Raw genomic sequence first — 26,726 nt, 5'->3', positions numbered from 1 at the left:
GGACTTTTTGAATTAATGAAACTTGCGGATAATACTTATCCGGACGACGACCAACAGGCCCCCTGGGCCAGGGACAAAGGATGAAACCGTTTCGCTTAGCCGCGCTCTCTCTTGCGCTGCTTACCACGTTTACGCTTGTCGGCTGTGATAACAGCGACGATAAATCTCAGGCTGCGGCTCCCGCGGCATCCACCGCATCCACACCAAAAGCCGCGGAAAAGCCCAATGCTGAAACGCTGGCTAAACTGGCCGCCCAGAGTCAGGGAAAAGCGCTGACCTTGCTGGATGCCTCTGAAGTCCAGCTAGACGGTGCTGCCACGCTGGTGCTGACCTTTTCTGTTCCGCTGAATCCTGAACAGGATTTCGCGAAAACAGTGCATGTCGTGGATAAGAAAAGCGGCAAGGTTGACGGGGCGTGGGAACTTGCGCCTAACCTGAAAGAGCTTCGCCTGCGCCATCTGGAGCCTAACCGCAACCTGGTCGTCACCGTTGAACCTGGCCTGCAGGCGCTGAACAAAGCGACGTTTGGTACTGATTATGAGAAAGCCCTGACCACCCGGGACGTTGAACCCACCGTCGGTTTTGCCAGCCGCGGCTCGCTGCTGCCGGGTAAAGTGGTGGAAGGGCTGCCGGTTATGGCGCTCAACGTCAACAATGTCGATGTCAACTTTTACCGCGTGAAGCCTGAATCGTTGGCCTCCCTTGTTAGTCAGTGGGAGTACCGTAACTCGCTGACCAACTGGGAATCCGACAACCTGCTGAAGATGGCGGAACTGGTTTACACCGGTCGATTCGATCTTAATCCGGCGCGCAACACGCGCGAAAAATTGCTATTGCCTCTGAAGGATATTAAACCGCTCCAGCAGTCTGGCGTTTATATCGCGGTCATGAACCAGGCCGGGCACTACAACTACAGCAACGCCGCGACGCTCTTTACCTTAAGCGATATTGGACTGTCCGCTCACCGTTATCATAACCGCCTGGACATCTTCACCCAGAGCCTGGAAAACGGGGCGGCGCAGTCCGGGGTTACCGTTACCCTGCTGAATGACAAAGGGCAGACCCTTGCCGAAGCAAACAGCGATGCCGACGGCCATGCGAAGCTTGAAACCGACAAAGAGGCCGCGCTGATTCTGGCCAGCAAAGACGGCCAGACCACGCTGCTTGACCTCAAGCTGCCGGCGCTCGATCTGGCGGAGTTCGATATTGCCGGTAGCCCCGGCTACAGCAAGCAGTTCTTTATGTTTGGCCCGCGCGATCTCTACCGCCCGGGTGAAACGGTGATCCTCAACGGCCTGCTGCGCGACAGTGACGGTAAGCCACTTCCCGATCAGCCCGTGAAGCTTGACGTGCTGCGTCCGGATGGACAGGTCGCGCGTACCATTGTCGTCAAGCCAGAGAACGGGCTCTATCGCTTTAACTATACGCTGGACAGCGGAGCGCAGACCGGCATGTGGCATATACGCGCCAACACGGGCGATAACCTGCAGCGTCTGTGGGACTTCCATGTCGAAGACTTCATGCCAGAGCGCATGGCGCTCAACCTGAGCGGACAAAAAACGCCGCTATCACCGCAGGATAACGTCGACTTTAACGTGGTGGGCTATTACCTGTATGGCGCACCGGCCAACGGTAATTCTCTGCAGGGCCAGCTTTTCCTGCGTCCGCTGCGTGACGCGGTGTCTGCGCTGCCGGGCTTCCAGTTTGGCGATATCGCCGAAGAGAACCTGAGCCGCAGTCTGGATGAAGTGCAGCTTACGCTTGATGAGCAGGGGCGTGGGCAGGTTTCTACCGAAAGCCAGTGGAAAGAGGTGCACTCTCCGCTGCAGCTTATCCTGCAGGCCAGCCTGCTGGAGTCGGGCGGTCGCCCAGTGACGCGTCGTGCTGAGCAGGCCATCTGGCCCGCAGCGGAATTGCCGGGTATCCGTCCTCAGTTCGCCAGCAAGGCGGTTTACGATTACCGCACCGATACCACCGTCAACCAGCCGATTGTTGATGAGAACGGCAACGCCAGCTTCGATATCGTTTACGCCGATGCCAGCGGCGCGAAAAAACCGGTGTCCGGTTTGCAGGTTCGCCTGATCCGCGAGCGCCGCGACTACTTCTGGAACTGGTCTGAGAGCGAGGGCTGGCAGTCTCAGTTCGATCAGAAAGACCTGGTTGAAGGCGAGCAGGAGCTGACGCTCAAGGCCAACGAGACGGGTAAAGTCACCTTCCCGGTGGAGTGGGGCTCTTATCGTCTCGAGGTGAAAGCACCTGATGAGATGGTCAGCAGCGTACGCTTCTGGGCAGGGTATAGCTGGCAGGATAACAGCGACGGCACAGGAGCCGCGCGGCCTGACCGCGTGACGCTAAAACTAGATAAGCCAGCCTATCAGCCAGGCGATACCATCAACCTGCACATTGCCGCGCCGGCCGCTGGCAAGGGCTATGCGATGATCGAGTCCAGCGAAGGGCCGCTGTGGTGGAAAGAGATCGACGTACCGGCAAACGGGCTTGATCTCGCGATCCCGGTCGACAAGGCGTGGAAACGTCACGATCTTTATCTGAGTACGCTGGTGGTGCGTCCTGGGGATAAATCAAAATCCGCTACGCCGAAACGCGCGGTCGGCCTGCTGCATCTGCCGATGGGCGACGAAAACCGTCGCCTGAATATTGCGCTCGATAGCCCGCAGAAAATGCGACCAAACCAGACGCTCTCTGTGAAGGTGAAAGCCAGCGTGAAAGAGGGGGCCGTGCCGCAGAAGGTGAACGTCCTGGTATCGGCGGTGGACAGCGGCGTGCTGAACATTACCGATTACGTGACGCCTGATCCCTGGCAGGCTTTCTTTGGTCAGAAGCGCTACGGCGCGGATATCTACGACATTTATGGCCAGGTCATTGAAGGGCAGGGCCGCCTGGCCGCGCTGCGCTTCGGTGGCGATGGGGATGAACTGAAGCGCGGCGGCAAACCGCCGGTGAACCACGTCACCATCATTGCCCAGCAGGCACAGCCGGTCACGCTGGATGCCAACGGGGAAGGCACGATTACGCTGCCGATTGGAGACTTTAACGGTGAGCTGCGTCTGATGGCGCAGGCCTGGACGGAGGACGATTTCGGCAGCAGTGAAAGCAAGATTATTGTAGCCGCGCCGGTTATTACCGAGCTGAATACCCCACGCTTCCTGGCAAGCGGAGACACCTCGCGGCTGACGCTGGATCTAACCAACCTGACCGACCAGCCGCAAACGCTGAACGTTGCCCTGACCGCAACAGGCAAACTATCGCTGGAAGGCGGACAGCCGCAGCCGGTGCAACTGCCTCCGGGGGCACGAACCACCCTCTTTATTCCGGTGCGTGCGCTGGAAGGCTATGGTGACGGTGAGGTGACAGCACAGGTTATCGGCCTGCAGCTTCCGGGCGAGACCTTTGCGCCACAGCAGAAGAGCTGGAAAATCGGCGTGCGTCCGGCGTTCCCGGCGCAGACGGTCAATACCGGTGCCATGCTGAACCCTGGCGAATCCTGGACCGCACCGGCGCAGCATAGTAACGGTTTCTCTCCTGCCACCCTGCAGGGGCAACTGCTGCTGAGCGGAAAACCACCGCTCAACCTGGCGCGCTACATTCGTGAGCTGCAGGCCTATCCGTATGGCTGCCTGGAGCAGACCGCAAGCGGCCTGTTCCCGTCGCTCTATACTAACGCGGCGCAGCTTACGGCGCTTGGCATCAAAGGTGATACGGACGATAAACGCCGTGCCGCCATTGATATCGGTATTTCCCGTCTGCTGCAGATGCAGCGTGAAGACGGCGGGTTCGCGCTGTGGGATAAAAACGGTCCGGAAGAGTACTGGCTGACGGCCTACGTGACCGACTTCCTGGTGCGCGCGGGCGAGCAGGGTTACAGCGTACCTGCCGATGCGGTGAATAACGCCAATAGCCGCCTGCTGCGCTACCTGCAGGATCCGGGCATGATGTCCATTCGCTACAGCGACGATACTCAGGCCAGTAAATTTGCCGTGCAGGCCTATGCCGCTCTGGTGCTGGCACGTCAGCAAAAAGCACCGCTGGGCGCGCTGCGTGAAATCTGGGAACGTCACGCTCAGGCGGCGTCCGGGCTACCGCTCATGCAGCTGGGCATGGCGCTCAAGCTGATGGGCGATGCGCCGCGCAGCCAGCAGGCGCTGGATCTGGCTCTCAAAACACCGCGTAACGACAGCAAAACCTGGATGGCCGATTACGGCAGCCAGCTTCGCGATAACGCGCTGATGCTCTCCCTGCTGGAGGAGTACAAGCTGCTGCCGGATGCGCAGAATACGCTGCTGAATGCTCTGTCTGAACAGGCCTTCAGCCAACGCTGGCTGTCAACGCAGGAGAGCAACGCGCTGTTCCTGGCCGGACGTTCGCTGCAAACCTTGTCCGGTACATGGCAGGCGAAAACCTCTCTGTCTGAGACCGCATCAGGCGGCGATAAGTCACTGGTACAAAACGTGAGCGGCGACCAGCTTGGCGCGCTGCAGGTGACCAATACCGGCACGACTCCGCTGTGGGTGCGTCTGGACAGCACCGGATATCCGGAATACACCCCTCAGCCGAGCGCGAACGTGCTGCAGGTTGAACGTCATATCCTGGCAACCGACGGCAGCACTAAATCACTCTCTTCCCTGAAGAGCGGTGAGCTGGTGCTGGTGTGGCTGGAAGTTAAAGCCAGCCAGAACGTGCCGGATGCGCTGGTGGTGGATCTCCTCCCTGCGGGTCTGGAGCTGGAAAACCAGAACCTGGCGAGCAGCAGCGCCAGCCTGCAGGACAGCGGTAGTGAAGTACAGAACCTGCTCAGCCAGATGCAGCAGGCGGACATTCAGCATATGGAATTCCGCGACGACCGCTTTGTGGCCGCCGTGCCGGTAAATGAAGGTCAGCCGGTCACGCTGGTCTATCTGGCGCGCGCCGTGACGCCGGGAACCTACCAGGTGCCGGTTCCGATGGTCGAGTCCATGTATGTGCCGCAGTGGCGGGCAACGGGGGCGGCCAGTGGCCCGCTGATTGTTGTTCCGTAATATGCGAATGGCACGTTTGACACGCTCCCGCTGGCTCTGGCTGGCGGGAGCGCTTCTCGTTTTATGGGGGCTAATTGTCGCCGCCGACCGCCTGTGGCCGTTGCCTCTGAAAGAGGTTAACCCTGCCCGGGTGGTGGTGGATGAGAAGGGCACGCCGCTCTGGCGTTTTGCCGATAGCGATGGGATCTGGCGCTATCCGGTGACGATCGAAGAGGTATCTCCCCGTTATCTTGAGGCGCTGATCCAATATGAAGATCGCTGGTTCTGGGATCACCCCGGCGTAAACCCGCTTTCTGTTCTGCGCGCTGCCTGGCAGGATCTCACTTCCGGAAGAGTGGTTTCTGGCGGCAGCACGCTCACCATGCAGGTCGCGCGACTGCTGGACCCGCATCCGCGCACCGTTGGCGGCAAAATTCGCCAGCTCTGGCGTGCCATGCAGCTGGAGTGGCATCTTTCCAAGCGTGAGATCCTCACGCTCTATCTCAACCGCGCCCCGTTTGGCGGTACGCTGCAGGGCGTGGGGGCTGCAAGCTGGACGTATCTGGGCAAGCCGCCGTCGCAGCTCAGCTATTCCGACGCGGCGCTGCTGGCGGTGCTGCCGCAGGCACCGAGTCGTTTACGCCCGGACCGCTGGCCTGAACGGGCCGAAGCGGCGCGCAACAAAGTGCTCGACCGCATGGCGACGCAGGGCGTCTGGTCCGCAAAGCAGGTCAAAGAATCCCGTGAAGAATCAGTATGGCTGGCGCCCCGGCAGATGCCGCAGCTGGCGCCGCTCTTTGCACGGATGATGCTCGGCAAAAGTCGCGACACGAAAATTGTCACCACGCTGGATGCCGGACTGCAGCGGCAGCTGGAAGAGCTGGCAATGAACTGGAAATCCCGCCTGCCGGCACGCAGCTCGCTGGCGATGATCGTGGTCGATCATACCGATATGAAAGTGCGCGGCTGGGTGGGGTCGGTGGATATCAACGATGACACGCGTTTCAGCCACGTGGATATGGTCAATGCGATCCGATCGCCGGGATCGGTGTTAAAGCCCTTTATCTACGGCATGGCGCTGGATGAAGGACTGATCCATCCCGCCTCGCTGCTTCAGGACGTTCCAAGAAAAACCGGTGATTATCGCCCGGGAAATTTTGACAGCGGTTTCCACGGACCGGTCAGCATGAGTGAAGCGCTGGTGCGCTCTCTCAACCTGCCGGCCGTACAGGTGCTGGAAGCCTACGGACCAAAACGGTTTGCCGGGATGCTGAGCAATGCAGGCTTGCCGCTGATCCTGCCAGCGGGGGCGCAGCCAAATCTGTCTCTGATCCTCGGCGGGGCAGGCGCGCGGCTGGCAGATATCACCGCTGCCTACAGCGCCTTTGCCCGACACGGTAGGGCGGGAAGGCTGCGCCTGCAGCCGGGCGATCCGCTGACTGAACGTCCGCTGTTATCACCGGGCTCGGCGTGGATTATTCGCCGGATTCTTGCCAATGAAGCGCAGCCACTGCCGGATAATGCGCTACCGCAGGTTGCGCCGCTGGCGTGGAAAACCGGCACCAGCTACGGCTACCGTGATGCCTGGGCCATCGGTCTGAATGCCCGTTACGTGATAGGCATCTGGACCGGGCGACCGGACGGTACGCCCGTGGCGGGACAGTTTGGGTTTGCCAGCGCGGTGCCGCTATTAAACCAGGTCAATAACCTGCTTCAGTCGCGCTCAACGGTAGACGAAGCCCGCCTGCCGCGCGATCCGCGTCCGGAGAGCGTCGGGAGGGGCGTAATCTGCTGGCCGGGCGGCCAGTCGCTGCCGGAAGGCAGTGAAAACTGTCGACGTCGCCTGTCGACCTGGCTGCTGGATGGGAGTGAACCGCCCACGCTGCTCTTGCCCGAACAGGAAGGCATACGCGGGATCCGTTTCCCGGTCTGGCTGGATAAATCAGGTAAACGCGTGGCGGCAGATTGCCCGGATGCTACAGAGAAAGTCCTGGATGTCTGGCCACTGCCGCTGGAGCCGTGGCTACCCGCAACCGAGCGTCGTGCGGTACGGGTCCCTCCTTCATCAACAACCTGTCCTCCGCTGTCGCAGGACGCACCTGCGCCACTCATTCTGACAGGCGTGCGCGAAGGGGCCGTCATCAAACGTCTGCCGGGGGAACCCCGCGTTTCGCTGCCGCTTCAGGCGACCGGCAATAGCGGTGAGCGCTGGTGGTTTTTGAACGGTGAACCGCTGAATGTGAAGGGAAGAGTTTACACATTACAGCTTGATAAACCGGGCGATTATCAGTTACTCGTTATGGATGAGACCGGGCAGGTCGCGACGGTGAATTTTACGCTGCAGTGACCTGAAAAAAGCTTTCTGATGTGAGCTGTTGCTAAAACTCGTCTTATTTTAAAAAAATGTTACCTGAATCCATAGGCAATGGCGCCATTGCTCATTATAATCCGCGCCACACCATACTCAGGTATGCAAAACAACAGAACATTGACAGAGGTTATCATGGCTATTGAACGTACTTTTTCCATCATCAAACCAAACGCGGTGGCAAAAAACGTTATTGGCAGTATCTTCGCTCGCTTTGAATCTGCAGGGTTCAAAATTGTTGGCACCAAAATGCTGCACCTGACCGTTGAGCAGGCTCGCGGCTTCTACGCTGAGCACGAAGGTCGCCCATTCTTTGACGGCCTGGTTGAGTTCATGACCTCCGGTCCAATCGTGGTCTCCGTGCTGGAAGGCGAAAACGCAGTGCAGCGTCACCGTGATCTGCTGGGCGCAACCAACCCGGACAACGCGCTGGCTGGTACTCTGCGCGCTGATTATGCAGATAGCTTCACCGAGAACGGTACCCACGGTTCTGACTCTGTTGAATCTGCTGCACGCGAAATCGCTTTCTTCTTCGCTGAAGGCGAAGTGTGTCCACGTACCCGTTAATTTAACGGTTTCGTTTACACATTATTTTCGTAAATGCCGCGTCCAGACGTGGCATCCCTGCGCCAGACTTTGTACAATGCAACGCCCCGGACGAGCAGACCGCTTTCCGGGGCGTTTCTATTCAACCCTCCATGGGCCATAACGTGTAACAACGAGGCCGGTAAATATTATGTCTGAATTAGTGAATACCTCCGAAGTCGCCATTCCTGCGGTTCCCAATAAAAATGGAAAAATCAACCTGCTGGATCTGAACCGTCAGCAGATGCGCGAGTTCTTTAAAGAGATGGGCGAAAAGCCGTTTCGTGCCGATCAGGTCATGAAGTGGATGTACCATTACTGCAGCGACAATTTTGATGACATGACTGACATCAACAAGGTCCTGCGCAACAAGCTCAAAGAAGTGGCTGAAATCCGCGCGCCGGAAGTGGTGGAAGAGCAGCGCTCCGCGGATGGCACCATCAAATGGGCGATTGCGGTTGGCGATCAGCGCGTTGAAACCGTCTACATCCCGGAAGAAGACCGCGCTACGCTGTGCGTCTCCTCCCAGGTTGGCTGCGCGCTGGAGTGCAAATTCTGCTCAACCGCGCAGCAAGGCTTTAACCGTAACCTGCGCGTTTCAGAAATTATTGGCCAGGTCTGGCGTGCCGCGAAAATCGTGGGCGCGGCAAAAGTAACCGGTACGCGTCCTATCACCAACGTGGTGATGATGGGGATGGGTGAGCCGCTGCTGAACCTGACCAACGTCGTTCCGGCGATGGAAATCATGCTGGATGACTTCGGTTTTGGTCTGTCCAAGCGTCGCGTCACGCTGTCTACTTCTGGCGTTGTGCCTGCGCTGGACAAGCTCGGCGACATGATTGACGTCGCGCTGGCGATCTCCCTGCACGCGCCAAACGATGAAATTCGTGACGAAATTGTGCCGATCAACAAAAAGTACAATATCGAAACCTTCCTCGCTGCGGTGCGTCGCTACCTGGAGAAATCCAACGCCAACCAGGGCCGCGTCACTATCGAGTACGTGATGCTTGACCACGTCAACGACGGTACTGAACATGCGCATCAGCTGGCTGAATTGCTGAAAGATACGCCATGCAAAATCAACCTGATCCCATGGAACCCGTTCCCGGGCGCGCCGTATGGCCGTAGCTCGAACAGCCGTATCGACCGTTTCTCCAAGGTGCTGATGGAGTATGGTTTCACCACCATCGTGCGTAAAACCCGTGGTGATGACATTGATGCCGCATGCGGACAGCTGGCGGGTGATGTTATTGACCGTACCAAACGTACCCTGCGTAAACGCATGCAGGGCGAGACGATCGCGGTTAAAGCTGTTTGATTATTATGCACTCACGGCGCATTATCTGCGCCGTGAGGCATAGTCTTATGAATAATCAGTCAGATTCGTGATGACTGATTAATAATTACGGTGCGTTTCATCCGACTTTCGGGCAGTATGTAACGACGTAACAACAGTTTAGCCGTACGGGCAGGGCTGTACTGTCATCTCCGGGCTGACAGTCTTATACTCTCTGTTCAAGGTTAACTGACCAGAAGTTTCGCGGTGCGGGTGGCATTGTGACTCACCGGCGCCTGAACCCTTATTTTTCACGTACCAGTAGTTGTAGCGAATGAATACTGAAGCCACTCACGACCAACATGAAGCACTCTCCACTGGCGTTCGTCTTCGCAACGCCCGTGAACAACTCGGACTCAGCCAGCAAGCCGTTGCGGAACGCTTGTGCCTGAAGGTTTCCACGGTTCGCGATATTGAAGAAGATAAGGCGCCTGCCGATCTGGCTTCAACGTTCTTGCGCGGTTATATCCGCTCTTACGCAAAACTGGTGCATATCCCCGAAAACGAATTACTGCCAATGATGGAGAAGCAGGCGCCGGTCCGTGCAGCAAAAGTTGCGCCGATGCAGACCTTCTCTCTGGGGAAACGTCGTAAAAAACGTGACGGCTGGCTGATGAGCTTTACCTGGCTTGTGCTGTTTGTGGTGATCGGTCTGACCGGTGCATGGTGGTGGCAAAACCACAAGGCGCAGCAGGAAGAGATCACCACCATGGCCGATCAATCGTCTGCTGAACTCAACCAGGCCGGAACGGATAACGGCCAGAGCGTGCCGCTGAATACCGACGGTGCTGCGTCCTCCAGCGAACCACAGACCGCAGCGCCTGACGCGTCTGCAACCGGTGCGGCACAGGCTCCTGCAGCAACGGCTGACACCAATGCGCCGCAGGCTCAGGATCAAAATGCGGTTGTTGCCCCTTCTCAGGCAAATGTTGATACGGCGGCGAACGCGCCTGCGGCTACTCAGCCTGCAGACAATACCGCAGCGTCTCTGCCAACCAGCCCGGCGGGTACGGCGACAGCAGCCGATCCTAACGCACTGGTGATGAACTTCAGCGCCGATTGCTGGCTGGAAGTTACTGACGCGACTGGTAAAAAACTGTTCAGCGGCCTGCAGCGTAAAGATGGCACGTTAAATCTAATCGGCCAGGCTCCTTATAAACTTAAAATCGGCGCTCCGGCAGCGGTACAGATCCAGTATCAAGGAAAACCTGTCGACCTGAGCCGCTTTATCAGAACTAACCAGGTTGCACGTCTTACCGTTAATGCCGAACAATCAGCAGCACAGTAACAGACGGGCAACGCGGGAGATTTTTCATGCATAACCAGGCTCCGATTCAACGTAGAAAATCGAAACGGATTTACGTTGGGAATGTGCCAATCGGCGATGGGGCACCTATCGCCGTTCAGTCGATGACCAACACGCGCACCACCGATGTGGAAGCGACGGTCAACCAAATCAAAGCATTAGAGCGTGTAGGTGCGGACATTGTTCGCGTCTCCGTCCCGACCATGGATGCCGCAGAGGCGTTCAAACTGATCAAACAGCAGGTCAGCGTTCCGCTGGTGGCTGATATCCACTTCGACTACCGCATCGCACTGAAAGTGGCCGAATACGGCGTCGATTGCCTGCGTATTAACCCGGGCAACATCGGTAACGAAGAGCGTATCCGCATGGTCGTGGACTGCGCCCGCGATAAAAATATCCCTATCCGTATTGGCGTTAACGCCGGTTCCCTGGAAAAAGACCTGCAGGAAAAATACGGCGAGCCTACGCCACAGGCGCTGCTCGAATCCGCTATGCGTCACGTCGATCATCTCGATCGTCTTAACTTCGATCGGTTCAAAGTCAGCGTAAAAGCGTCCGACGTGTTCCTGGCGGTAGAGTCTTATCGCCTGCTGGCAAAGCAGATCGACCAGCCTCTGCATCTCGGGATCACCGAAGCGGGCGGCCTGCGCAGCGGCTCGGTAAAATCCGCGATCGGTCTTGGGCTACTGCTCTCAGAAGGGATTGGTGACACCCTGCGCGTCTCGCTGGCGGCCGATCCGGTCGAAGAGATCAAGGTCGGTTTCGATATCCTGAAGTCGCTGCGTATTCGCGCGCGTGGGATCAACTTCATTGCCTGCCCAACCTGCTCACGTCAGGAGTTTGATGTGATCGGGACGGTGAATGCCCTGGAGCAACGTCTGGAAGACATTATCACCCCGATGGACGTCTCCATCATCGGCTGTGTGGTAAACGGTCCGGGTGAAGCGCTGGTGTCAACCCTGGGCGTGACCGGCGGTAACAAGAAAAGTGGTCTCTATGAAGATGGCGTTCGTAAAGATCGTCTGGATAATAGCGACATGATCGACCAGCTTGAAGCCCGCATCCGCGCCAAAGCCGCCATGATGGACGAGACACAGCGTATCAGCATCCAGCAGGTTGAAAAATAACGTGATGGGAAGCGTGCCGCTTCCCATGTATGATTGAACCCATTCTTTGGGTTTTTTTTGTATATAGAAAGAGAATAAACGTGGCAAAAAACATTCAAGCCATCCGCGGCATGAACGATTATCTGCCTGGCGAAACCGCCATCTGGCAGCGCATTGAAGGCACGCTGAAGCAGGTGCTCGGCAGCTACGGTTACAGCGAAATCCGTTTGCCGATTGTAGAGCAGACCCCGTTATTCAAACGCGCGATCGGTGAAGTCACCGACGTGGTTGAAAAAGAGATGTACACCTTTGAGGACCGCAACGGCGACAGCCTGACCCTGCGTCCGGAAGGTACGGCGGGCTGCGTACGCGCCGGCATCGAACATGGTCTTCTGTACAATCAGGAGCAGCGCCTGTGGTATATCGGCCCGATGTTCCGCCACGAACGTCCTCAGAAAGGTCGTTATCGCCAGTTCAATCAGCTGGGTGTGGAAGTCTTTGGTCTGCAGGGCCCGGACATCGACGCCGAACTGATTATGCTGACCGCCCGCTGGTGGCGCGCCCTCGGTATCGCCGATCACGTTTCCCTTGAGCTGAACTCTATCGGTTCTCTGGAAGCCCGCGCTAACTACCGCGATGCGCTGGTGGCGTTCCTGGAACAGCATAAAGAGAAGCTGGACGAAGACTGCAAACGTCGCATGTACAGCAACCCGCTGCGCGTTCTGGATTCCAAAAACGCGGATGTTCAGGCACTGCTGAACGATGCGCCTGCGCTGGGTGACTACCTGGATGAAGAATCTCGCGAACACTTCGCGGGCCTGTGCAAGCTCCTTGAAGCGGCTGGCATCGCCTACACCGTAAACCAGCGTTTGGTACGCGGTCTGGACTACTACAACCGTACCGTGTTTGAGTGGGTGACCACGAGCCTCGGCTCTCAGGGCACCGTGTGCGCGGGCGGTCGTTATGACGGTCTGGTAGAGCAACTTGGCGGTCGCGCAGCACCTGCTGTTGGCTTCGCGATGGGTCTTGAGCGACTTGTTTTGCTGGTTCAGGCAGTTAATCCGGAATTTAAAGCAGATTCCGTTGTCGATATATACCTGGTGGCCTCAGGCGCGGAAACGCAGTCTGCGGCGATGCAGCTTGCCGAACGCGTGCGCGATGCGCTGCCGGGCGTTAAGCTGATGACCAACCATGGCGGCGGCAACTTTAAAAAACAGTTTGCTCGTGCCGATAAGTGGGGCGCAAGTATTGCACTGGTGCTGGGCGAGTCCGAAGTGGCTAACGGCGAAGTGGTGGTGAAGGACCTGCGCTCTGGTGAGCAGACAACGGTAACGCAGGACGGCGTTGCGGCGCACTTGCGCACTCTATTGGGCTAAGGAGAAGGACTGCGTGGAAATTTACGAGAACGAACACGATCAGGTCGACGCGATTAAGCGCTTCTTTGTTGAAAACGGCAAAGCGCTGGTTGTTGGGGTTGTTTTAGGTATCGGTGCGCTGGTGGGCTGGCGTTACTGGAACAATCATCAGGCAGATTCCGCGCGCGGCGCGTCTCTGTCCTATGAAAATACCGTGAGCGCAATTCGTGCCGATCAGCCTCAAACGCTGACGGCGGCAGAAAAGTTTGCGGCTGACAACAAAAACACCTACGGTGCACTGGCTGCGCTGGAAGTGGCTCAGCAGTACGTTGATAAGAATGAACTGGATAAAGCCGCTGCACAGCTGTCTCAGGGCCTTGCTGCCGCCAGTGATGAAAACCTGAAAGCGGTGATCAATCTGCGCCTGGCACGTATTCAGGTTCAGCAGAAGAAAGCTGACGATGCGCTGAAAACGCTCGATACCATCAAAGGCGAAGGCTTTGCTGCCATCGTTGCCGATCTGCGCGGTGAAGCACTGCTGAGCAAAGGTGACAAAGCGGGCGCGCGTAAAGCGTGGCAAGCTGGCGTAGAGAGCAATGCTTCACCTGCGCTGAGCGAAATGATGCAGATGAAAATAAATAATTTGTCCGTCTGAGAGGGACCCGATGCAATTGCGTAAATTACTTCTGCCAGGACTGCTTTCTGTTACGTTATTGAGTGGTTGTTCACTGTTCAGTGGCGAAGAAGACGTTGTGAAAATGTCCCCACTGCCGACGGTTGAAAACCAGTTTACCCCATCCACCGCGTGGGATGTCTCCGTGGGCAATGGGATTGGTGATTTCTATTCCAACCTTCATCCAGCGTATGCAGACAGCGTTGTCTATGCCGCTGACCGCAAAGGTACCGTGAAAGCGGTGAACGCCGATGACGGGAAAGAAGTGTGGTCCGTTAACCTGGCGGAAAAAGACGGCTGGTTCTCCCGTAAGCCTGCACTGCTCTCTGGCGGTCTGACCGTTGCCGGTGGCCATGTTTACGTGGGCAGCGAAAAGGCGCAGGTGTATGCGCTGAACAGCAGCGACGGCTCCATTGCATGGCAAACAACCGTGGCGGGTGAATCCCTGTCTCGTCCGGTGGTGAGCGACGGCCTGGTGCTGATTCATACCAGCAACGGCCAGCTGCAGGCGCTGAACGAAGCGGACGGTCTGGTGAAATGGACCGTTAACCTGGATATGCCTGCGCTCTCTCTGCGCGGCGAATCCGCGCCGGCTACCGCATTTGGTGCTGCCATTGTGGGCGGTGATAACGGTCGCGTGAGCGCCGTGCTGATGCAGCAGGGCCAGATGATCTGGCAGCAGCGTATCTCTCAGGCCACCGGCTCAACGGAAATAGACCGTCTGAGCGACGTGGACACAACGCCGGTTATCGTTAACGGTGTGGTTTACGCCCTGGCCTACAACGGCAACCTGACCGCGCTGGATCTGCGCAGCGGCCAGATCATGTGGAAACGTGAGCTGGGCTCGGTGAATGATTTCATCGTTGAAGGTAACCGTATCTATATGGTAGACCAGAACGACCGTCTGCTGGCCCTGAGCACCGAAGGCGGCGTAACGCTGTGGACGCAAAGCGACCTGCTGCACCGTCTGCTGACCGCACCGGCGCTGTACAACGGTAGCCTGGTTGTGGGCGACAGCGAAGGGTATATGCACTGGATCGATCCGGATAACGGCCGCTTTGTTGCGCAGCAAAAAGTCGACAGCTCTGGTTTCCTGACCGACCCGGTTGTGGCCGACGGCAAACTGCTGATTCAGGCAAAAGACGGCACGCTGTACGCGATCACGCGTTAATTACCCGGCGGTTGTAGTATACTAAACGGCTCCTGTTCACTCAGGAGCCGTTTTGACATTTTTAAAAACGCCGCGAAAGCGACGTTATTTTGAATTTTATGAGGCTTCAAACATGGTACCTGTGGTCGCGCTTGTCGGGCGCCCTAACGTTGGAAAATCCACTCTTTTTAACCGTTTAACACGCACCCGTGATGCGCTGGTTGCGGATTTCCCGGGGCTGACGCGTGACCGTAAGTACGGTCGTGCAGAGGTGGAAGGACGCGAGTTCATCTGTATTGATACCGGCGGTATTGACGGCACGGAAGACGGCGTGGAAACCCGCATGGCGGAACAGTCGCTGCTGGCGATTGAAGAAGCGGACGTGGTGCTGTTCATGGTGGATGCACGCGCTGGCCTGATGCCGGCGGACTCCGCTATCGCTAAACACCTGCGTTCACGCGAAAAACCAACCTTCCTGGTGGCGAACAAAACCGACGGCATCGATGCCGATCAGGCCATCGCGGATTTCTGGTCTCTGGGCCTGGGTGAAATCTATCCTATCGCGGCATCGCATGGCCGTGGCGTTACCAGCCTGCTGGAAACCGTTCTGCTGCCGTGGGTGGACGAAGTAAACCCGCCGGAAGAAGTAGACGAAGACGCTGAATACTGGGCGCAGTTCGAAGACGGAGAAGAGGGCGAAGAAGAGCCTGAAGACGACTTCAACCCGCAGGACCTGCCGATCAAGCTGGCCATCGTGGGTCGTCCAAACGTAGGTAAGTCTACGCTTACTAACCGTATTCTGGGTGAAGAGCGCGTGGTCGTTTACGATATGCCGGGGACCACCCGCGACAGCATCTACATCCCGATGCAGCGCGATGAGCGTGAATATGTCCTCATCGACACCGCCGGGGTGCGTAAGCGCGGGAAAATCACCGATGTGGTGGAGAAATTCTCCGTTATCAAAACCCTGCAGGCGATCGAAGATGCTAACGTAGTGCTGCTCGTCATCGACGCACGCGAGGGTATCTCCGATCAGGACCTCTCTCTGCTCGGCTTTATCCTCAATAGTGGGCGCTCACTGGTTATCGTGGTCAACAAGTGGGATGGCCTGAGCAACGAAGTGCGTGAGCAGGTGAAAGAGACCCTCGACTTCCGTCTGGGCTTTATCGACTTTGCCCGCGTACACTTCATCTCTGCGCTGCACGGCAGCGGTGTGGGTAACCTGTTCGAATCCGTGCGTGAAGCTTACGACAGCTCCACCCGTCGTCAGAGCACCGCCATGCTGACCCGTATCATGAACATGGCTGCGGAAGACCATCAGCCGCCGCTGGTGCGCGGTCGTCGCGTGAAGCTGAAATACGCCCACGCCGGTGGTTATAACCCGCCAATCGTGGTGATCCACGGCAACCAGGTGAAAGACCTGCCGGACTCCTACAAGCGTTACCTGATGAACTACTTCCGTAAATCGCTGGACGTGATGGGCACGCCTATCCGTATCCAGTTTAAGGAAGGGGAAAACCCGTTCGCCAACAAGCGCAACACCCTGACGCCAAACCAGATGCGCAAGCGTAAGCGTCTGATTAAGCACATTAAGAAAAGCAAATAAGCTTTGCTGAACACACAAAAGCCCGCGACTATCGCGGGCTTTTTTTTGTCTAATCATACCGCCGGTTTTCTCTGTGTGAAGTCAATCACTATTCACTTTTAACCATGTTTAAATCTAAGAAAGTAGACAATCGTCGAATTTTCATCTTAAAGTCCAGGGGCCGGTACTAGACAAAACTAGCGCCTGGTTATCAAATGGTTAACTAACTTTTCGCCGCATGTAAAAAATCGGCCAGATACGTAACTGGCCGGCGTACCTGCTGGTGTTTACAAGCACGACGACATACCTTTCGGGAGAATTATGCAATCCACTGTTAATCAAAAAGAGAGCCGAACGTTCTTCGGCCACCCGTATCCGCTCGGTTCGCTGTTCTTCACCGAGATGTGGGAGCGTTTCTCGTTTTACGGCATTCGTCCGTTACTGATCCTGTTTATGGCCGCCACCGTCTATGACGGCGGGATGGGCCTGGCGCGTGAAAACGCCTCGGCGATTGTCGGTATCTTTGCCGGTACCATGTACCTGGCCGCGCTGCCGGGCGGCTGGCTGGCGGATAACTGGCTCGGCCAGCAGAGAGCCGTCTGGTACGGTTCGATTCTGATTGCGCTCGGTCACCTGTCGATTGCGCTCTCGGCGGTGATGGGGAACAACCTGTTCTTTATCGGCCTGATGTTCATCGTGCTCGGCTCCGGGCTGTTTAAGACCTGTATCTCGGTAATGGTCGGTACCCTGTATAAAAAAGGCGACGCGCGTCGTGACGGCGGTTTCTCGCTGTTCTACATGGGCATCAACATGGGCTCGTTCATCGCGCCGCTGATTTCCGGCTGGCTGATTAAAACCCACGGCTGGCACTGGGGCTTTGGCATTGGCGGTATCGGGATGCTGGTAGCGCTGATTATCTTCCGCGTGTTTGCCGTTCCGGCCATGAAACGCTATGACGGCGAAGTTGGCCTCGACTCCACCTGGAACAGCCCGGTGGTGAAGCGTAACGGCGTGGGCGTTTGGCTGCTGGCGCTGGCGGCAGGCGTGGCAACGCTCGTGACGCTGATTGCGCAGGGCGTGATTGTGATTAACCCGGTCGCGGTAGCCAGCGTGCTGGTCTACGTGATTGCTGCATCCGTTGCCCTCTACTTTATTTATCTGTTTGTTTTTGCAGGCCTGAACCGTAAAGAGCGCGCCAGGCTGCTGGTCTGCTTTATTCTGCTGATCTCCGCGGCGTTCTTCTGGTCCGCGTTTGAACAGAAGCCAACCTCGTTCAACCTGTTTGCCAACGACTACACTAACCGCATGATCGGCGATTTCGAAATTCCGGCGGTGTGGTTCCAGTCAATCAACGCCCTGTTCATCATCCTGCTGGCACCGGTGTTCAGCTGGGCGTGGCCAAAGCTGGCGAGCATGAACATTCGTCCGAGCAGTATCACCAAGTTTGTTATCGGTATCCTGTGTGCCGCAGCGGGCTTTGGCCTGATGATGCTGGCGGCACAGAACGTGCTGAGCAGCGGTGGGGCGGGCGTATCGCCGTTCTGGCTGGTGGGCAGCATCCTGATGCTGACGCTCGGCGAACTGTGTCTCAGCCCGATTGGCCTGGCGACCATGACGCTGCTTGCGCCCGAAAGAATGCGTGGCCAGATGATGGGGCTGTGGTTCTGTGCGAGCGCGCTGGGTAACCTGGCGGCGGGTCTGATTGGCGGCCACGTGAAGGCCGACCAGCTTGATATGCTGCCGGATCTCTTTGCGCGTTGCTCCATCGCGCTGCTGATTTGTGCAGCGGTACTGATCGTCCTCATTGTTCCGGTACGCCGCATGCTGGAAAATGCGCAGACTAAACCGGCGGCTGAAGCCTGATAACATTCACCCTGGCGGGGCAGTTATCTTGCCCCGATAAAACCCAACAGGAGAGAATATGACGATTACCTGCCCGGATTGCCGGGCACCGCTTGAGCCCCTGAACGGGGTGGCACACTGCGAGAGCTGTAATAAGGATATTGCGCTTGAAGCCCGCTGCCCGGAGTGCCATCAGCCACTCCAGGTCTTAAAAGCCTGTGGGGCGGTGGATTATTTCTGCCAGAACGGCCACGGTCTTATCTCCAAAAAACGCGTGGAGTTCGTTCGGGCCGAAGGTTAATCGCACACGCAGCCTTCGCCTTTCTTCCACAGCTCGACCAGCGACTCGGGCGCTTCCTGCTCCGGTACCAGCACGATGATATCGGCGTAGTGCGCCTGATTTTGCCCGGTCCAGATAATCTGGATGCGGAAATAGCGCTGGTCGCCGCTGCCGGGTGAAGAGGCTTGCCCGGGCGGCTGGCCGCGTGGAAAGGCCTGCTCCAGGATGCTTACCAGTCGCTGGCGCTGGGCCTCATTGAGCGAGGAGAGCGCGATGGTGCGCTGTCCGCTCAGCTTGGGAATAAAAGCGACGCCGCCTTCCCGGGCCAGCTCAACAACGGCGTCATCCGTCAGTTCCGGAACCTGCATTTACAACACTCCCACCTGTTCCCAGGCTTGTTTAATGGCCGCCCCCACGTCGCCGCCGGAACGTTTCTCTCCGTGCGCGATCGTCAGTTTTGCGAAAGCCTCAAAATCCGCATCCTGCGCCAGATTGCGATCGCAAACCGTGTCGTACCAGGCATAACCCGCTTTTTTCCAGGCGTAGCCGCCGATCGCCGTCGCGGCCAGATAAAATGCCCGGTTGGGGATGCCGGAGTTCAAGTGCACGCCGCCGTTATCCTCACGCGTTTTGATGAAATCTTTCATGTGTGCAGGCTGCGGGTCTTTGCCGAGCAGCGGATCGTTGTAGGCGGTGCCCGGTTCAGACATCGAGCGCAGCCCTTTGCCGTTGATGCCTTTTGCCAGTAATCCCTCACCAATCAGCCAGTCCGCTTTATCGGCGGTTTGCTTCAGATGGTACTGCTTCACCAGTGATCCAAACACGTCCGACAGCGACTCGTTCAGCGCGCCGGACTGCTCAAAGTAGATAAGCCCGGCTTCGGTCTCGGTCACGCCGTGGCTCAGCTCGTGCGCCACGACGTCTATGGCGATGGTAAAGCGGTTAAATATTTCCCCGTCACCGTCGCCGAATACCATCTGCTGTCCGTTCCAGAAGGCGTTCTGATATTCCCGGCCATAGTGAACGGTACCGGTTAAAATAAGCCCTTTATTATCGAGCGAATCGCGCTGATATTCCTTCCAGAAGAAATCATGGGTAATACCTAAATACTCGTAGGCCTCATCCACCGCTATATCGCCGTTCGACGGCTGGCCTTCGTAACGCACCTGCGTACCTGGTAGTTCCTGAGTCTGCTTTGCGTCGTAAATATCACGCTCAAGCTGCCCGGCTTTATTCACGTGCGGCGCAGCGGGTTTGCCGGGCATATGTGCCATCAGCGTCTGGACATGGGTTAAGGTCTGGCGGGCACAGCGCTGCTGCGGTTCGGAACCGCTTTCGATAATACGACGAAGAATATACGGCGGAATAACGCTATTAAGATGGGTCATGCTGCTCTCCTTATTAAAAAAGGGAATAGCAGCAGTATAGTAAGTAACCGGCGAAGAATTATCCGGTTTTACGCTGACGCGTTTTTTTCACCGGTTTAATTGATTTCACTTCGCTTTCTACCCAGCCGTCTGACAGGCGCGTCGTCAGCACATCGCCTGTACTCACCTGTTTGGTTTGCTTCAGCACTTTGCCGTCCGTCGCCGTCGTCACGCTATAGCCGCGCGCCAGCGTGGAGAGGGGGCTAACCGCTTCAAGGTGGGTCACCGCATTGCCAAAGCGTTCGCGGGTGGTGCTCAGTCGCGCACGGATAGTTTCCGCCAGACGATACTCCAGCTGCTGAATTCGCGTTTGCGCGCGATAAATTTTCGGCTGCGGGTTCTGCTGGTTCAGGCGCTGGGTCGCGCGCTGCTGGCGCGATATCGCGCGCTTAAGCTGCGCGTCCACCGCAACGTTCATGCGCTGACGCAGACGTTCCAGAACGGTCTGCTGACGCGCCAGACGCAGCTGCGGGTGCTGCTGCTGTAGACGGTGGTGAAGCTGGGTAAAGCGCCGGGTCCGGTTGGCGAGGTAGTAGTCCATCGCCATCTCAAGACGCTGCTGGCCGTTCTGAATCTGACGCAGCAGCTCCAGCTGGTTGCGGCTGACCACTTCCGCCGCCGCGGACGGCGTCGGCGCGCGGAAATCCGCGACAAAATCGGCGATCGTTACGTCCGTTTCGTGGCCGACGGCGCTCACCACGGGGATCTGACTTGCAAAGATTGCCCGCGCCACGCGCTCGTCGTTAAAGCTCCACAAGTCTTCCAGCGAGCCGCCACCGCGTCCGACGATTAAGACGTCGCACTCCTGACGCGCGTTCGCCAGCTCAATGGCGCGCACAATCTGGCCCGGCGCATCTTCACCCTGCACGGCGGTCGGGTAGATGATGACGGGCAGGGAAGGGTCGCGACGCTTCAGGACGTGCAAAATATCGTGCAGTGCCGCACCGGTTTTCGAGGTGATGACCCCAACGCAGTGGGCGGGGGAGGGCAGCGTCTTTTTGTACTGCTGGTCGAACAGCCCCTCGGCAGAAAGCCGTGCTTTTAACTGTTCATACTTCTGCTGCAGCAGGCCTTCGCCCGCAGGCTGCATGCTCTCGACGATAATCTGATAGTCGCCGCGCGGCTCATACAGGGTGATATTGGCGCGAACCAGAACCTGCTGGCCGTGCTGAGGGCGAAACGTCACGCGACGGTTGCTATTGCGGAACATTGCGCAGCGCACCTGGGCGGTGTCGTCTTTTAAGGTAAAGTACCAGTGACCGGAGGACGGCTGCGTGAAGTTAGAGATCTCACCGCTGATCCAGACCTGCCCCATTTCCTGCTCAAGCAGCAAACGCACCGTCTGATTCAGGCGGCTGACGGTATAAATTGAGGGGGATTGAGAGGATAACATGTGAGCGGGATCAAATTCTAAATCAGCAAGTTATTCAGTCGATAGTAACCTGCTGAGAGGCAATCGCAAGCTTTTTTATAAAAAAGTGTAGATGCAATCGGTTACGCTCTGTATAATGCCACGGCAATATTTAACCACCCAGGTCAGAGATATTGCCCATGCTACGTATCGCTAAAGAAGCACTGACGTTTGACGACGTCCTCCTCGTTCCCGCTCACTCCACCGTTCTGCCGAATACTGCCGACCTCAGCACGCAGTTGACGAAAACCATTCGCCTGAACATTCCTATGCTCTCTGCGGCAATGGACACCGTGACTGAAGCGCGCCTGGCTATTGCCCTGGCACAGGAAGGCGGCATTGGCTTTATCCACAAAAACATGTCCATCGAACGTCAGGCAGAAGAAGTTCGCCGCGTGAAGAAGCATGAATCCGGCATCGTGTCTGACCCACAGACCGTTCTGCCAACCACCACGCTGCACGAAGTGAAAGCCCTGACCGAGCGTAACGGCTTCGCCGGTTACCCGGTTGTGACCGAAGAGAACGAACTGGTTGGTATTATTACCGGTCGTGACGTGCGTTTCGTGACTGACCTGAACCAGCCTGTTAGCGTGTACATGACGCCAAAAGAGCGTCTGGTTACCGTTCGCGAAGGTGAAACCCGCGACGTGGTGCTGGCAAAAATGCACGAAAAACGTGTTGAAAAAGCGCTGGTTGTTGACAGCAACTTCCACCTGCGCGGCATGATCACCGTTAAAGATTTCCAGAAAGCAGAACGTAAGCCTAACGCCTGTAAAGACGAGCATGGCCGTCTGCGCGTCGGCGCTGCGGTTGGCGCAGGTGCTGGTAACGAAGAGCGCGTTGACGCGCTGGTTGCCGCGGGCGTTGACGTCCTGCTGATTGACTCCTCTCACGGCCACTCCGAAGGCGTTCTGCAGCGTATTCGTGACACCCGTGCTAAATACCCTGACCTGCAGATCATCGGCGGTAACGTAGCTACTGGCGCAGGCGCTCGCGCGCTGGCTGACGCCGGCTGCAGCGCGGTGAAAGTGGGTATCGGTCCTGGCTCTATCTGTACCACGCGTATCGTGACCGGCGTGGGCGTTCCGCAGATCACCGCGGTCTCTGACGCGGTTGAAGCGCTGGAAGGGACCGGTATTCCGGTTATCGCTGACGGCGGTATCCGCTTCTCTGGCGACATCGCGAAAGCGATCGCAGCGGGCGCAGCTGCGGTGATGGTAGGCTCTATGCTGGCCGGTACCGAAGAATCCCCGGGTGAAATCGAACTCTACCAGGGCCGTTCTTACAAATCCTACCGCGGTATGGGCTCCCTGGGCGCGATGTCCAAAGGTTCCTCTGACCGTTACTTCCAGACCGATAACGCCGCAGACAAACTGGTGCCGGAAGGTATCGAAGGTCGCGTTGCCTATAAAGGCCGTCTGAAAGAGATCATTCACCAGCAGATGGGCGGCCTGCGCTCCTGTATGGGTCTGACCGGCTGTGGTACCATTGACCTGCTGCGTACTAAAGCGGAATTCGTACGCATCAGCGGTGCGGGTATCCAGGAGAGCCACGTTCACGACGTGACGATCACCAAAGAGTCCCCGAACTACCGTCTGGGCTCCTAATTAATTTCCGCGCCCGGCTTCTGCCGGGCGCTCTGTTTTTGTTTCACTTGCCTCGGAATTAGCGTCAATGACGGAAAACATTCATAAACATCGCATTCTCATCCTGGACTTTGGTTCTCAGTACACTCAGCTGGTGGCGCGTCGCGTGCGTGAACTGGGCGTTTACTGTGAACTGTGGGCGTGGGATGTCACGGAAGCACAGATTCGCGAATTCAATCCAAGCGGCATCATCCTGTCCGGCGGCCCGGAAAGCACCACCGAAGAGAACAGCCCGCGCGCGCCGCAGTACGTGTTCGAAGCTGGCGTGCCGGTATTCGGCGTCTGCTACGGTATGCAGACCATGGCAATGCAGCTGGGCGGCCACGTAGAAGGCTCCAGCGAGCGCGAGTTCGGCTATGCGCAGGTTGAAGTGGTTAACGACAGCGCGCTGGTGCGCGGTATCGAAGACTCCCTGACCGCAGACGGCAAACCGCTGCTGGACGTGTGGATGAGCCACGGCGACAAAGTCACCGCTATCCCGTCTGACTTCGTGACCGTTGCCAGCACCGAAAGCTGCCCGTTTGCCATCATGGCGAACGAAGAAAAACGCTTCTACGGCGTGCAGTTCCACCCGGAAGTGACCCACACCCGTCAGGGTATGCGCATGCTGGAGCGCTTCGTGCGCGACATCTGCCAGTGTGAAGCCCTGTGGACCCCGGCAAAAATTATCGACGACGCCGTTGAGCGTATCCGCCAGCAGGTTGGCGATGACAAAGTGATCCTCGGCCTCTCCGGCGGCGTGGACTCCTCCGTGACCGCGATGCTGCTGCACCGCGCCATCGGCAAAAACCTGACCTGCGTCTTCGTGGACAACGGTCTGCTGCGTCTGAACGAAGCCCAGCAGGTTATGGACATGTTTGGTGACCACTTCGGTCTGAACATCGTTCACGTGGAAGGCGAGCAGCGCTTCCTGGACGCGCTGAAAGGCGAGAACGATCCGGAAGCCAAACGTAAAATCATCGGCCGCGTGTTCGTGGAAGTGTTCGACGAAGAAGCGCTCAAGCTGGAAGACGTGAAGTGGCTGGCGCAGGGTACCATCTACCCTGACGTGATCGAATCTGCGGCTTCCGCCACCGGTAAAGCGCACGTTATCAAATCTCACCACAACGTGGGCGGCCTGCCGAAAGAGATGAAGATGGGCCTGGTTGAACCGCTGCGCGAGCTGTTCAAAGACGAAGTGCGTAAGATCGGTCTGGAACTGGGTCTGCCGTACGACATGCTCTACCGTCACCCGTTCCCGGGCCCGGGTCTGGGCGTGCGCGTGCTGGGTGAAGTGAAGAAAGAGTACTGCGACCTGCTGCGTCGCGCGGACGCTATCTTCATCGAAGAGCTGCACAAAGCTGACCTGTACAACAAGGTAAGCCAGGCGTTCACCGTGTTCCTGCCGGTTCGCTCCGTCGGCGTGATGGGCGATGGCCGTAAGTACGACTGGGTTGTTTCCCTGCGTGCGGTGGAAACCATCGACTTCATGACCGCGCACTGGGCGCACCTGCCGTATGACTTCCTGGGCCGCGTGTCTAATCGCATCATCAACGAAGTGAACGGCATTTCACGCGTGGTGTATGACATCAGCGGTAAGCCACCGGCTACGATTGAGTGGGAATGATTTTACGTCTGGCAATAGCCAGCGCGTAAAAATAGTAAAGTACTCTTAGCCCGCGTAACTGCGGGCTTTTTAGTACATATAGTTGGACATTTACATTTTGAATACTGATAGCTGACCCGAAGAGCCAGTTCCGTTTTTGTGCGCTGGCTAAAATGATCACGGTTTCGTGCCATTATGTCTCATCATCTTTACTTATTTTACTTGCACCGTATTAGGAGGGCGTTTTATTTCTTTGCAGAAAGTTTTTTACGCAGAGTGGTTGCCCGGCGCAATACACCCACTTTAGGATTCATTGCAAGTGCCTGCTCATAGGCTTCCAAAGCGTCAGATAACTGCCCAAGCGATTCAAACGACTCCCCTCTGATCCTGTGAGCTAGCGCTCCCCAGTCATATCGTTCTCGGGCTCCCTGCGTAAGAGCTGTATCAGCGACGCTCAGAGCTTTCCTGGCGCTTTCCTCGGTGGTATCCGTCTTAAGCAACTCCTGCGCGGCCATAATCTTTGTGGTGTAATCACCTTTGTCCAACTGGGCTATCTGTAGTGATTCAGCATCAAGGAACTCACCAGCGGTGGAATAACGGAAGTATCCAAGATCACGAAGATTGACGCGTAGTTGGCATAACTCTCCGTCAGCGTTTGTATCGAATAAATAGCAATCTGCCCAGGTCCCGACGGGGCGAACTGTAAACATTTGCTGTCTTTTTTGAAGATCGAGAACCTCCAAAATATTACTGTCTTTATTATCTGCATTTGCTGTCTGGACAGCTGCGTACCGGCCACATTGGGACAAACCAATATTAAAGATATTGGCGCAGTAATGCCGACGGTAGATTTCATCACCGCTGGTGTTGATAGCGATGATATCCCCGCTAAGTGCACTACCGAAACCACAATCGTGGACTATGAAACTACCGGAATCAGAAACCGCGGCATCGACAGGGCGTGCAAAACATTTTAGCTCATACACAATCCTGTCAGAGGGGTAATCGACAAGAATGACACGGCCATTGCCCTTCATCCTGTGGCCTCCAAGGCTGCTACCATCCGAATCATCGCAGCCCACCACCCAGCGCTTATCCGGCGAAATATTTGCGTGACCGAAGAAGTAAGGGTGATCCACGGTAAGCCATTTACCCTCCAGTTCCGTGTTGCGTTCATGCGTAGATGAAGGTTCTCTCTTGCCAGATTGATGCCCTAAAATACTGCGTAGTTTTCCAATTAAACCCATCGCCCTGTTTCCTGTTAGCCCTGCCTGGTAACAATATAAGCCAGGTTTGTAATAATCGTAACGGACTAACCAGAATTTATTTGACGCGCCTCGAATTCCATCATAAAAAATTCACAAGAGATATATTTAAAAATAAAATATTCGTATCATGAATATTTTACCGAAATATTTAGACCATGCTCCTATTTGCGGTTGATATCACCACAAATAAAGGAGTAGCTTGTAGTAGAGAAAAAGTTATATCCAATGGAGAATGACTATGAGCACATATGAACTTGTACGCAAAACAAAAATCGATGGTGATTTCGAAGGTTTTGATGACGAGGTTTTATTCAGGTTTGTTGACGGGACATACTGGCTACAGGCGCAATACATGTACTGGTATCATTATGCCTATCGACCTAATGTCAATCTCTTACGAGCGAATGAACGGTTTTATCTGCAGATAGATGGGAAAGACAAAGTTGTACCCGTCAGACAAATCACTGATGTCATCCAATCACGAATTGATGGCGAATTTAAAGGATGGGAAGGCGAAACCGTTTACACTCTCACTAACGGGCAGGTGTGGAAGCAATGCACCTACCACTATGAATACAAGTATTCATACAGACCGGAGGCATTAATTTACAATAGCGGAACAGGTTACAAAATGCAGGTTGAAGGTACTACAGCAGATGTGCGAAGAGTTAAGTAAAGCAATCACTGTGCACAGAACCAGCTTATGCAAACAATACATAATTCCCGGAATGGCCAGCGGCATTTAACGCCTCTGTCGCTATTCCTGGCAGAGCGAATAATCAGCCACCGTT

Annotated in this window: 19 protein-coding genes; 15 read left to right on the top strand and 4 right to left on the bottom strand. The window is 56.5% G+C overall.

What is annotated here, in order from left to right:
- The first annotated feature begins 80 nt into the window (after positions 1-80).
- The 12 genes from PUP35_RS16375 to PUP35_RS16320 all read left to right on the top strand — a co-directional run bounded on the left by PUP35_RS16375 (position 81) and on the right by PUP35_RS16320 (position 18,619).
- On the top strand, positions 81-5,033 hold the full coding sequence (locus tag PUP35_RS16375; protein WP_274240623.1) for an alpha-2-macroglobulin family protein: 4,953 nt from the start codon (positions 81-83) through the stop codon (positions 5,031-5,033).
- A 1-nt stretch (position 5,034) separates the two neighbouring features.
- Positions 5,035-7,359 (top strand): peptidoglycan glycosyltransferase PbpC, encoded by a 2,325-nt coding sequence (pbpC, locus tag PUP35_RS16370; RefSeq protein ID WP_149366381.1) that lies wholly within the window; start codon positions 5,035-5,037, stop codon positions 7,357-7,359.
- 156 nt (positions 7,360-7,515) lie between these two features.
- The gene (ndk, locus tag PUP35_RS16365; RefSeq protein WP_003860625.1) at positions 7,516-7,947 is read left to right on the top strand and encodes a nucleoside-diphosphate kinase; all 432 of its coding nucleotides are present in this window, start codon (positions 7,516-7,518) and stop codon (positions 7,945-7,947) included.
- Positions 7,948-8,116: 169 nt separating this feature from the next.
- Positions 8,117-9,283, top strand: a complete 1,167-nt coding sequence (locus PUP35_RS16360; protein WP_014171168.1) for a bifunctional tRNA (adenosine(37)-C2)-methyltransferase TrmG/ribosomal RNA large subunit methyltransferase RlmN — start codon at positions 8,117-8,119, stop codon at positions 9,281-9,283.
- A gap of 292 nt (positions 9,284-9,575) precedes the next feature.
- On the top strand, positions 9,576-10,589 hold the full coding sequence (gene rodZ, locus PUP35_RS16355; RefSeq protein ID WP_274240622.1) for a cytoskeleton protein RodZ: 1,014 nt from the start codon (positions 9,576-9,578) through the stop codon (positions 10,587-10,589).
- 26 nt (positions 10,590-10,615) lie between these two features.
- A complete protein-coding gene (gene ispG, locus PUP35_RS16350) occupies positions 10,616-11,734 on the top strand; it encodes a flavodoxin-dependent (E)-4-hydroxy-3-methylbut-2-enyl-diphosphate synthase (RefSeq protein ID WP_133294915.1) in 1,119 nt (372 codons plus the stop codon).
- Positions 11,735-11,814: 80 nt separating this feature from the next.
- On the top strand, positions 11,815-13,089 hold the full coding sequence (hisS, locus tag PUP35_RS16345; protein WP_032622984.1) for a histidine--tRNA ligase: 1,275 nt from the start codon (positions 11,815-11,817) through the stop codon (positions 13,087-13,089).
- 13 nt (positions 13,090-13,102) lie between these two features.
- Positions 13,103-13,723 (top strand): YfgM family protein, encoded by a 621-nt coding sequence (locus tag PUP35_RS16340; RefSeq protein ID WP_115875997.1) that lies wholly within the window; start codon positions 13,103-13,105, stop codon positions 13,721-13,723.
- A 10-nt stretch (positions 13,724-13,733) separates the two neighbouring features.
- Positions 13,734-14,912, top strand: coding sequence for an outer membrane protein assembly factor BamB (gene bamB / locus PUP35_RS16335; RefSeq protein WP_008502135.1), 1,179 nt, complete (start codon positions 13,734-13,736; stop codon positions 14,910-14,912).
- 112 nt (positions 14,913-15,024) lie between these two features.
- Complete coding sequence (gene der, locus PUP35_RS16330; protein WP_115875996.1) at positions 15,025-16,497, top strand: ribosome biogenesis GTPase Der; 1,473 nt, start codon at positions 15,025-15,027, stop codon at positions 16,495-16,497.
- A 300-nt stretch (positions 16,498-16,797) separates the two neighbouring features.
- Positions 16,798-18,339 carry a peptide MFS transporter gene (locus tag PUP35_RS16325; protein WP_133294913.1) on the top strand — a complete coding sequence of 514 codons (1,542 nt, stop codon included), beginning with the start codon at positions 16,798-16,800 and terminating at the stop codon, positions 18,337-18,339.
- A 58-nt stretch (positions 18,340-18,397) separates the two neighbouring features.
- Positions 18,398-18,619, top strand: a complete 222-nt coding sequence (locus tag PUP35_RS16320; protein ID WP_115875994.1) for a zinc ribbon domain-containing protein — start codon at positions 18,398-18,400, stop codon at positions 18,617-18,619.
- Here PUP35_RS16320 and PUP35_RS16315 read toward each other — a convergent pair.
- From PUP35_RS16315 to xseA, 3 genes are read right to left on the bottom strand one after another with little or no spacing between them, the layout of a single operon-like run.
- Positions 18,616-18,966, bottom strand: a complete 351-nt coding sequence (locus PUP35_RS16315; RefSeq protein ID WP_024908659.1) for a protealysin inhibitor emfourin — start codon at positions 18,964-18,966, stop codon at positions 18,616-18,618. The genes PUP35_RS16320 and PUP35_RS16315 overlap by 4 nt on opposite strands.
- Complete coding sequence (locus tag PUP35_RS16310) at positions 18,967-19,986, bottom strand: M4 family metallopeptidase (protein ID WP_111965157.1); 1,020 nt, start codon at positions 19,984-19,986, stop codon at positions 18,967-18,969.
- Between the two features lie 58 nt (positions 19,987-20,044).
- The gene (gene xseA, locus PUP35_RS16305; RefSeq protein ID WP_274240611.1) at positions 20,045-21,418 is read right to left on the bottom strand and encodes an exodeoxyribonuclease VII large subunit; all 1,374 of its coding nucleotides are present in this window, start codon (positions 21,416-21,418) and stop codon (positions 20,045-20,047) included.
- A gap of 158 nt (positions 21,419-21,576) precedes the next feature.
- Here xseA and guaB point away from each other — a divergent pair, with 158 nt between their 5' ends.
- Together guaB and guaA are read left to right on the top strand one after the other, a co-directional pair.
- Positions 21,577-23,043: an IMP dehydrogenase gene (gene guaB / locus PUP35_RS16300; protein ID WP_008502128.1), complete on the top strand. Its 1,467-nt coding sequence runs from the start codon at positions 21,577-21,579 to the stop codon at positions 23,041-23,043.
- Positions 23,044-23,110: 67 nt separating this feature from the next.
- Positions 23,111-24,688 (top strand): glutamine-hydrolyzing GMP synthase, encoded by a 1,578-nt coding sequence (guaA, locus tag PUP35_RS16295; protein WP_045371072.1) that lies wholly within the window; start codon positions 23,111-23,113, stop codon positions 24,686-24,688.
- Between the two features lie 224 nt (positions 24,689-24,912).
- Here the strand turns inward: guaA and PUP35_RS16290 are convergent, their stop codons facing one another.
- Positions 24,913-25,914, bottom strand: coding sequence for a tetratricopeptide repeat protein (locus PUP35_RS16290; protein WP_248243786.1), 1,002 nt, complete (start codon positions 25,912-25,914; stop codon positions 24,913-24,915).
- A gap of 259 nt (positions 25,915-26,173) precedes the next feature.
- On the opposite strand from PUP35_RS16290, the gene PUP35_RS16285 reads away from it, so the two are divergent.
- Positions 26,174-26,611 (top strand): hypothetical protein, encoded by a 438-nt coding sequence (locus PUP35_RS16285; RefSeq protein WP_274240608.1) that lies wholly within the window; start codon positions 26,174-26,176, stop codon positions 26,609-26,611.
- Positions 26,612-26,726 lie beyond the last annotated feature (115 nt).

The sequence above is a fragment of the Enterobacter sp. S-33 genome, from assembly GCF_028735835.1.
GTDB classification, from domain to species: domain Bacteria; phylum Pseudomonadota; class Gammaproteobacteria; order Enterobacterales; family Enterobacteriaceae; genus Enterobacter; species Enterobacter vonholyi.
Note: the sequence above shows the minus strand (reverse complement) of the source record. Positions and strands in the feature narration are given on the sequence as shown.